The sequence below is a fragment of the Microcoleus sp. BR0-C5 genome (assembly GCF_036705045.1).
Taxonomy (GTDB): Bacteria; Cyanobacteriota; Cyanobacteriia; order Cyanobacteriales; family Microcoleaceae; genus Microcoleus.
The window spans coordinates 24,683-33,274 of the sequence record NZ_JAUBTR010000072.1 but is presented as its reverse complement, the minus strand read 5'-3'; the positions used below and the strand labels follow the sequence as shown (position 1 = coordinate 33,274).

The 8,592-nt window shown below is 46.7% G+C and carries 8 protein-coding genes; all 8 read right to left on the bottom strand.

Annotated elements, in window-relative coordinates; all coding sequences use genetic code 11:
- Positions 1-107: 107 nt before the first annotated feature.
- Complete coding sequence (gene hsdR, locus QUB08_RS25740; protein ID WP_333228309.1) at positions 108-2,480, bottom strand: EcoAI/FtnUII family type I restriction enzme subunit R; 2,373 nt, start codon at positions 2,478-2,480, stop codon at positions 108-110.
- 162 nt (positions 2,481-2,642) lie between these two features.
- The gene (locus QUB08_RS25735; RefSeq protein ID WP_333228307.1) at positions 2,643-2,996 is read right to left on the bottom strand and encodes a XisI protein; all 354 of its coding nucleotides are present in this window, start codon (positions 2,994-2,996) and stop codon (positions 2,643-2,645) included.
- Complete coding sequence (locus QUB08_RS25730) at positions 2,984-3,235, bottom strand: element excision factor XisH family protein (RefSeq protein ID WP_333228305.1); 252 nt, start codon at positions 3,233-3,235, stop codon at positions 2,984-2,986. Before QUB08_RS25730 ends, QUB08_RS25735 begins: the two co-directional genes overlap by 13 nt.
- Before the next feature lie 37 nt (positions 3,236-3,272).
- Positions 3,273-3,401: an element excision factor XisH family protein gene (locus QUB08_RS25725; RefSeq protein WP_333228303.1), complete on the bottom strand. Its 129-nt coding sequence runs from the start codon at positions 3,399-3,401 to the stop codon at positions 3,273-3,275.
- A gap of 117 nt (positions 3,402-3,518) precedes the next feature.
- A complete protein-coding gene (locus QUB08_RS25720) occupies positions 3,519-4,787 on the bottom strand; it encodes a WcaI family glycosyltransferase (protein WP_333228301.1) in 1,269 nt (422 codons plus the stop codon).
- 161 nt (positions 4,788-4,948) lie between these two features.
- Positions 4,949-5,386 (bottom strand): ATP-binding protein, encoded by a 438-nt coding sequence (locus QUB08_RS25715; RefSeq protein WP_333228299.1) that lies wholly within the window; start codon positions 5,384-5,386, stop codon positions 4,949-4,951.
- 546 nt (positions 5,387-5,932) lie between these two features.
- Positions 5,933-6,931, bottom strand: a complete 999-nt coding sequence (locus QUB08_RS25710) for a sugar transferase (protein WP_333228297.1) — start codon at positions 6,929-6,931, stop codon at positions 5,933-5,935.
- Between the two features lie 396 nt (positions 6,932-7,327).
- The gene (locus tag QUB08_RS25705; RefSeq protein ID WP_333109239.1) at positions 7,328-7,996 is read right to left on the bottom strand and encodes a DUF3318 domain-containing protein; all 669 of its coding nucleotides are present in this window, start codon (positions 7,994-7,996) and stop codon (positions 7,328-7,330) included.
- Positions 7,997-8,592: the final 596 nt, after the last annotated feature.

The window sequence follows — 8,592 nt, the reverse complement described above, 5'->3', positions numbered from 1 at the left end:
TTTTAATAATTTTAGGAATCGCGTATTAGCTTGCTTTTCTGATTAGATAAACTTATAACCATAAGTTCAGGAGAGCCGTTTGTTTTTGTGCGTTTGACCATGAATAATTAAGCTGTGTATAACAAAGTTTGTAACTGCTCGACTGCCTGCTTCAATTTATCTGCCCCCCCAAATTTAGCGGCAATTTCCCGCACATTGCCATACTTCTCAACCGCTTTCACCTTCAGAGATGCTGGCATTATCAACTGCTGCGGCCCACCTTGAGCGTAACCGTCAAGCAGAATTTCCAGGATTGCTTTAGCATCAGCGCCATATTGGTCAAAAAAGTCTTTTTTCTGACGTTTTAGCCGTTCTGCTCGTTGCTGGCAAGTCATCACCGGGGCATTAAACGCAATGTGACACAGTAAATCAAAGGGGTCTGCGTCGGGCTGATTGGTGACGATTTTCAAGTCCTCAAAGTCAATGCCTCGGTCTGCTAACTGGTCAATAATCTGCGATCGCTCCTCTGGATTTACCCACCGCTGCTGAATTTCCAGGGCAGATCGGTAGAGAATGCGGACTTGTTCTTTGGTATAGTCTACCAGCTTGAAGGAACGAAGCCGATTACCGTTGGGGTCGAGCTCATAAACTACTTCGCCGATGACTTCGCACTGGCCCCCATCAAAGTAGTATTTGTGGGGTGGTGTGTCGTCATCATCAGGCACACCAGTAAAGCCGCGAGGGGCATCACCTTCAAGAGATTCAACTTCATCCGCTTCGGGTTCTATGACTTGCTGGCTACCTTCAACCGTTTGCCCTTGATCATTCATTGCTTCGGTTTCAATCAAAGCCGGTTCGCCGTCAAAGCCTGGATCGGCAAACAAGCGGGTGCTATGGGTGTAGTCAAGGATGTTGAAGAACAGTTTGCCATTGTCCTCATCTACACGGGTGCCGCGCCCAACGACTTGTTTAAAGTCAGTCATCGATCGAATGACGCGCGCCAGGACAACGTTTTTGCAGGTGGGAATGTCTACACCAGTTGTCAGTAGCCGGGAAGTCACTGCGATCGCAGGTGTCTGGGTAAGTACGTCTTTAAATTTGTAGAGTTGCGATTTGCCCGTATCCCCAGCAGCGGAAGTGACGCGACAAACGTAATCAGGATATTGCTTCGTCAAGTCAGCGTTGAGGTTGTTAAGCGCTGCCACCATTTCCAAAACGTGCTCTTCATCCACACAAAACACAATTGTTTTGCCAAAACGGTCAGTTTTCTTAAGGAAGTCTGTAATGTGTCGCGCGATCGCCCCTGTCCTGACTTTAAGAGAAACGGCCCGCTCAAAATCTCCCGTCTGGTACTCTTCATCTGGAATAGCACGCCCGTAGCGGTCAATGTCGTCCGGGTTAGGTCGCCACCCCAAAGCATCGTAACTGGTACTTACACGATGCACCCGATAAGGTGCTAAAAATCCATCTTCAATACCTTGGGCTAAGGAGTATGTATAAAGTGGATTGCTGAAATATTGGTAAGTATCAACATTGTCATCGCGTAAGGGTGTAGCAGTTAGCCCTAACTGGTAAGCCGGTTGGAAATATTCAAGAATTTCTCGCCAGTTGCTATCATCCCGCGCACTGCCCCGGTGACACTCATCAACCACAATAAAATCAAAGAAACCTGAGCTATATTCTCGATACAAACCAGGGTAATTTTTATCTTTAGCAATTGCCTGGTAAATAGCGAAATAAATTTCGCGGCTTTTGACGGCTTCCCCTTGGATTTTATGAATAATATCCTCTGGAAAAGCCGAGAAATCTTTGAGCATCGGGTCATCAACTAAAATATTCCGGTCTGCTAAAAATAGAATCCTGGGTTTGCGGTGTTCGTCGGTTGCATTCCAGCCAAGATTCCACAACATTTGGCAGATTTGAAATGCAACAGTAGTTTTGCCCGTTCCAGTGGCGAGGGTTAGCAGCAAGCGTTTTTGGCGGCTGAGGATAGCTTTGAGGGCTCGGTGAATGGCGATGCGCTGGTAATAGCGAGGGATTTTCCCACCCGTCAAATCAAAGGGTGTCAGCAGTTCCTCTGCTACTTCATCGCTCAATCCCTCAGATTGTTTCAACCTTACCCATAACTCATTAGGGCTGGGAAACGAGTCCATCTGGGTAATTAACCCAGTTGTGTAGTCAAATTCATAAATGCTTTGCCCATTCGTCGAATAAGCAAACTTTAGCCCTAAAAGTTCGGCGTAATCTTTAGCTTGTTGCAGCCCGTCTTGAGCGTGTTTATATTTACGTTTGGCTTCAACAACAGCTAGAGGGAAGTCGCGAGAGTAACAGAGAAGATAATCGGCAAATTTCCGTTTGCGACGGCGGACTTTGCCCCCTGTAGTTAAAATTCGCCCTGCATCAATATAGTATTGTTCTGTCAAAAAGTGAGGTTCTGTATCCCATCCTTGAAGTTTTGGCAGAACGTATTTGCGACAAGTATCAGCTTCATTAGGGCCCATAGCCTTTACACTCAATTTGAATTAGGACAATGTATCCCGCTCTCATTAATGCTGAGTATTATTATCCCACCTCGACTGCATTAAGGCATGACTATTTAACATCTCTTAACTCCCCTCATTTGCCAGGAGGAGTGAAATAATTCTATAAATTTTTGTCTCTCCTCAAACTGTGGCAAATTCTGTCAAAGCTCTTTTGCTAGGATGGTGAAACCCCAAAACAATATCGCCCTTAAAAATTCCTGCTGCGAGTAAATCATCAACTACGCACAAATCCGTCCAATCTTCTTCCACCCAAATTTTACCTTCTTTAATCAGAAGATACATGGTAATGTGGCGGAGCCGTTTTTTGCCATCCCACCCCGAACGAAACCAGAGATATTGATCTCGTTCTTCGTCAAATGCTAGACGATGCTCTGGCTCTAATTCATCTAGTGCGATCGCCCCTTTGACTGTCATTTCATAATATCCAGTCAATATTTGTTTAATTGTATTGCGATAGTATTCTAATTTATCCATTGCAGAATTTCCTCCTTTGCCATTTCAACCACCATTAACAAAACCTGATTTTCATTAGTAATTACTTGGATCGACTTGCGTTTAAAAAAATCTTGGTATACGATATCATCAATTGCCAAATAGAGCCTGTATTCTGGAGCAGTGAGTTGAATCAGATTTCGGTAGACAATGTATTGACCGAGTGCGCCGTGAAAATGATACCAAGCGCGATCGCCCAATAAAGCTCTTAATTTCAACAACTATTTTTTTTCCTTTGCGTTCTGCGGCGATCGGCTTTTATGCTGCTATATCGGCATACAACTCGGCATCCTCATATTTGATGAAGTACGGGTCAGCCGTAATTATCCAACCATCTTTTAGCAGGGCATTTTTAACTGCATTGTGATATGTGTCTTTGGCAGGCATTGTAAAAACAGTTAAATATTAATCGCTCTTTAAATACAGTAAATACATTATAACTCTTAAGATTCGGTTTCACCAAGAAACAAATAAAGGTCGGTACTCACTAACCTAATGAGCTTATTATTTCGGCAAAGGCTGCAACAGCTTATCACCATGACTCGCTGCAACGGCCGCAAATAAAGCTTCATAATGATTCAAAGCTTCCTCAAATCCGTAATTCTCCACAGCATAATTTCTGCCTTGCTCGCCCAACGCATCCACCTTAGCAGGGTGCAGGTACAAATCCTCAACAGCATCAGCCAAAGCCTGCGAATCTTCCGGCGCTACCACCACCCCGCCACCGCTTTGCTGTACTGCTTTCTGCGCCGTCCCAGTTTCAGGAACCGAAGCCAAAATTGCCCGGCCGCTGGCGAGAATTACTTGAATTTTTGAAGGCATATTGAAGTTAGTAACGCGGCGCTTTTGTACTACTAAACTAACATCAGCAGCAGCTAACAATTCGGGCAATTTTTCTCGCGGTTCAAATGGTAGCAGCATTACATTATTAGCTTTGTAAGTTTCGCAATCTTGTTGCAAGCGGGCGAGTGCTGTTGATTCCCCCACAATTACAAAAGCGATTTCGGGTATGTGTTTCAAACGAGCCGCTGCTTGGACAACTGTTTGCAAGCCTTGAGTGAGGGCAATATTGCCTGCATAGAGAACGACAAATTTGCCCTTGAGTTTGTGAGTTTCTCGAAATGAGTTACTTTCCTTGGGTAAGGGCCGAATGAAATTGACATCAACCCAATTGGGAACGCAAACTATTTTTTCGGGGGGTACTCCCTGAGAGTGCAATTTGGTGACAAAACCGCTGTCGATGACGCTGACTTGGCTGGCTGTGCTGTAGGCCAATTTTTCCAAAGCGTCAGCAATGCGAACTAGCAGTCCGTTTTTTTTGACCAAGCCGACGCGCACGGCTGCTTCTGAGACGATATCCTGAACGTTGAGGACGATCGGGCAAGCGCGAATCCAGCCGTAAAAGGCGACTGGGACGCAAATCGGTAAAGGGGGCATTGTCGAGAAAATCACGTCGGGACGCCAGCCGCTGAAGGCTTGGACTGCGCTGGAGACGACAAAACTGCCGTCTAGCACAAGTCGGTCTAGAAGGCTGGGGTGGGGGCCGTTGACGCGCAGATAGCTGCGCTGAATTGTGACGCCGTTGTGTTCTTCCGTGAGGTAAAATTTGCCCTCATATTGCGGATAAATCCGGCGCTGCGGATAGTTGGGCATTCCTGTGACGACTCGGACTTGGTGGCCGCGCTTGACTAGGCCTTGCGCTAGTTCTGTCATCAGGGGGGCAATGCCGATCGGCTCTGGATAATAGTTATAGGAATAAATTAGAATACGCATAATATTTATTTTGAAGCCAATTGTCCTGCTGCCGCGTGCATGGAGCCTGCACCCGCAGAATTGCAGAGGATGTGGTTGGGTTCCGGGTAGGACAATAGGGGGCGACGGGATATTCCACTCCTGGCGAAAGAAGCCGCCCTTACCGGGCGGGTATCGCGCCCTCAGCTAATGTTTTTTCGCATTACCAGGCAGTTGCGGCGATCGTCAGTACGGATATACCGAAGCTCGTCTGTGAGCTTGTACATGAACACCAGTCCCCTTTCTCCTTCTCTGTCCAAAGGATCGCGCTGCTCTTGCATGATCGAGTGCAGCTTTGCTTCTAAGTTGAAGGGTTGACCCCTGTCCCAAATCCTAATTTCTAAGTAATCGGCAAACACTTTTACCTCAATGTCTATGGGCGTCGTGGGGGGCAAGTTCTGGTGAGCGTGGCGGACAGCGTTTGTAAAGCCTTCGTTGATTATCAGCCGGCACTGCCACCAGAAATCCGCTGGCAACAGGGGCAAAACGATATTCTCCAACCATTCCAAAACGGATGTTAAAGCATTCAGGTCTGTTTCAACCTGAATGTGCGGCTCGGCCTTTGGTTGCTTGTCTTTCATCTTTCTTCCCCCAGGTCGGCCCCCACCACCGCTGTACTCAGCGCCGGAGGGAGAGAAAAAGGAGGGCAAGGTCTTGGCAACATATTAGTTAAGTCAAGCTTGAGTTGAAGAAGCCCGTTTTGCCTCAAGGTGAGCATTCCTTTCGCACCATTTACTCGCACAGCAAATGAGAGACTTCCGATACTGTAAGCCGCCTCGGTAGGGCGTTTAAATAGGGAAAATTTCCGAGTCAGCTTGCGAGGCAGTGATTTAAGCTTCGACCGTGTTAGCAGTCGCTACTTTTCTAAACACAGGTGAGTTCTTCTCGTCCTCGAAAATCATGCTGGGAGCATTTGAGTATGACTCGAACTCGCCAATTGCTAATTATTAATGCTCTGATTACAGAGCTGGCAACTAGCTGTGCATTTTCTGGGCGTGTGAATTTTAACACTTAATGCTAACGTAGGTATTGCTAGCGATCGTCTGCTTGACTAAGTATCAAGTTCGAGTTCCCGCCGCCCGTCGGCAACAGCACCTAAAAGTTCAGGGCTGAGTTGTTGAGGGCTCCTACACAGCGCCACTATTTTTGTTAAACAGGACTGTTACAGTTTTGACAATTAGTTTGAGGTCATACACCAGACTCCAGTTTTGTTGGTATTTTAAATCTAAACGGATGACATCTTCAAAATCGCGGACTTGAGAGCGACCGTTGACTTGCCATTCCCCTGTCATCCCGGGTTTGACATCCAAACGCTGCCACTGAGGGACTTCGTAGCGTTCAACTTCGTCTGGGGTAGGCGGTCTAGTGCCGACTAGACTCATTTCGCCTTTGAGCACGTTCCAAAACTGCGGCAGTTCATCGAGGCTGGTTTTGCGTAAGATGCGCCCGACTTTGGTAATCCGCGGGTCGTTGTCATTTTTGAAAAATGCGCCAGAAGCCTGGTTTTGGATTTGGGCTTTCATGGCTTCGGCGTTGGTACACATCGATCGAAATTTCCAAATCCGAAATTGTCTACCCATCCAGCCACAGCGGGTTTGACCGAAAAATATCGGGCCTGGATCGTTGATAGTGATGGCTGCAGCTATGGGTACGAGCAAAATTCCTGTAATCACCAAACCGACTATTGCCCCAACAATGTCTATCAGCCGCTTAACCCACGATTGCACTGAGGGGTGGGTCATCGGTAGCTGATTGTCCGAGGGGTTGGTCTCTGTCGGAGTTGAGGTTGCAGAGGGCTGCTCGATCGTCAGCACTTGATCTAGGCTGGTGAGAGCAAATACTGCCATCACCTGCGGCTTGAGGCTTCGGAGCACCAAGTCGCTATCCCGCTGTTTGGCAAATTTCAGATTGCTGACTAAAGCACCGATGCCGCTACTGTCGATGAATGTCGTCTGACTGAAGTCTAGGACAATCTTGCTGGGAACGGTGCTGCCCGAAAAAAGTTGCTGGCAGGTTGTCTTGAAGTTTACGGCTTCAAGTACGCTCAAGCGCACGGGTATGTGAACTGAGGGAATCTCGTCCGAGTACGTTACCCGAAAATCTGCCTCTGGGGTTTGACTGACCATGAAGTCCTGGTTTCAAATTTCAAGCTGATGTCTTTAGCCTATTCTGTCCTAGCAGCTCCCCCTTTACCAAATATTATGGTTAACAAAAGGCTAGCTTTATACAAACTTTACAAAAACGCCTGCAAACTCGCCCGCCGAGAATGATATCAAAGGCAAAAATAGACTTGAGTCTACCAGTGCCAGTTTTGGCCCAAAGATTTTTGAACGCAGTCGCTGCCCAACTTTGACATCGGAATCAAGATTTTTGTGGATTCAGGCCCATTAATCTTGTCGTTAATAATTTTCGTGCCTGTCTTGCACCGGATAGCCATCGCAGTTAACAGTTAACAGCTAACACAGAAGTCAACAGTTAACCGTTAACTGGAAAACCCCCGTACCAAGCGTCGGGGGATGAGGTCAAGAATTGTAGACGTTTTCTGACTGGGAGGTTTCGCGGGTGATGGGTTTGACTTTGGCTTTGGCTTTGGCTGCGTTGCGTTTGAGGGCCTGGAGACGAGCTTCGTATTTAGCCCGCTGCTGTTTTTTGGAGGTTTGCTCGATTAAGGTTTTTAAGGCGCTGCCGAGGCTTTTGTAGGCGTTTGGGAGAGTGTAGCCGAAGCGGGTGGCCAGGGCGAGGGCTTTTTCATCGGCGTCTATTGCTTCTTTTAGACTTTTCTCTCCGTTGTTTTTTTGGAAAAGTCTCCAGCCGGAGACGCCACACAGGGATAGGGCTAATAACAGCAGCAAGCCGTCTTGCACCCAAAGTTCGCCGACGGCGCCGCCTAAACCAATGGCGAGGGCTGCCATTTCCCAACCGTCTCTGGGAATGGTGTCGTTTTGGATTCTGGCGACTTCGTGCCAAAATAGGAGGTTGCGCTGATCCATTGCTAGCTGTTCCCAGCGGATCAGGTCTATTTGGATTTCTACCTGGTCTTTGCCTATTTCTTCGCTGCGGATCAGGGTAGGATTAACTTCTATTGTTTTTTCTACTGTTACCCAACTTTGGAGTTCTGGGGGCAGTATATTTTTCAAGCGCCGGATCTCACTCATCTCGGCTCTTGCTGTAGAGGTTGCATAGGATGTCATAGCTCCGGCCTATTGATTTTCCAAAGGTTAATATGTGTCTATTTCTGGAGTATAGCAAACCTTGAATCCAAATATAGCCGAGCAACGGGGGTCGATCGACAAATACTTGCAATTTTACTTGATTTTAGTCTCAGGGGGCGATCGCAACTGCCGACTCGATCATTTCCTTTGGAGTATTTGAGCGAGTGACTGACACTCATCTAAGGGATACAGTACCAGTTATCCTACTGCTATTTCTGGCTTCGGCTTTGATCATCTTTCTCTGCCAAAAGAGCGTTTTTTGTGAATAAGTTATCGCTGTTTTCTCGATTTTTATACCTTGGCTGTGTGCCCGGTTAATTAACCGCTTTCAATATTCGATAGTAACTTGACCATGATTTAAATATTACATCATAACTTCACATAAAAAATCTTTCTACTTCTGATAGATTTTGGTTTTCTGGTTGAGACAGGAAGTCGAGGCGTTGCGGAAATCTTTTTAACCGTGATATTTTAACTTTAATTCCGCGCTTCCCGGCTAAGTATTTTCTGTGAGTTTGTGCCAGAAAAGTTGTTGAAACTTCTAATCGTTTTTCTATTTCTAGATAACTAAATCC

Bases quoted from the DNA above. Each gene is read 5' to 3' on its own strand.
- hsdR (WP_333228309.1), bottom strand. From the start codon at position 2,480: ATGGGCCCTAATGAAGCTGATACTTGTCGCAAATACGTTCTGCCAAAA.
- QUB08_RS25735 (WP_333228307.1), bottom strand. From the start codon at position 2,996: ATGGATAAATTAGAATACTATCGCAATACAATTAAACAAATATTGACT.
- QUB08_RS25725 (WP_333228303.1), bottom strand. From the start codon at position 3,401: ATGCCTGCCAAAGACACATATCACAATGCAGTTAAAAATGCCCTGCTA.
- QUB08_RS25720 (WP_333228301.1), bottom strand. From the start codon at position 4,787: ATGCGTATTCTAATTTATTCCTATAACTATTATCCAGAGCCGATCGGC.
- QUB08_RS25715 (WP_333228299.1), bottom strand. From the start codon at position 5,386: ATGAAAGACAAGCAACCAAAGGCCGAGCCGCACATTCAGGTTGAAACA.
- QUB08_RS25710 (WP_333228297.1), bottom strand. From the start codon at position 6,931: ATGGTCAGTCAAACCCCAGAGGCAGATTTTCGGGTAACGTACTCGGAC.
- QUB08_RS25705 (WP_333109239.1), bottom strand. From the start codon at position 7,996: ATGACATCCTATGCAACCTCTACAGCAAGAGCCGAGATGAGTGAGATC.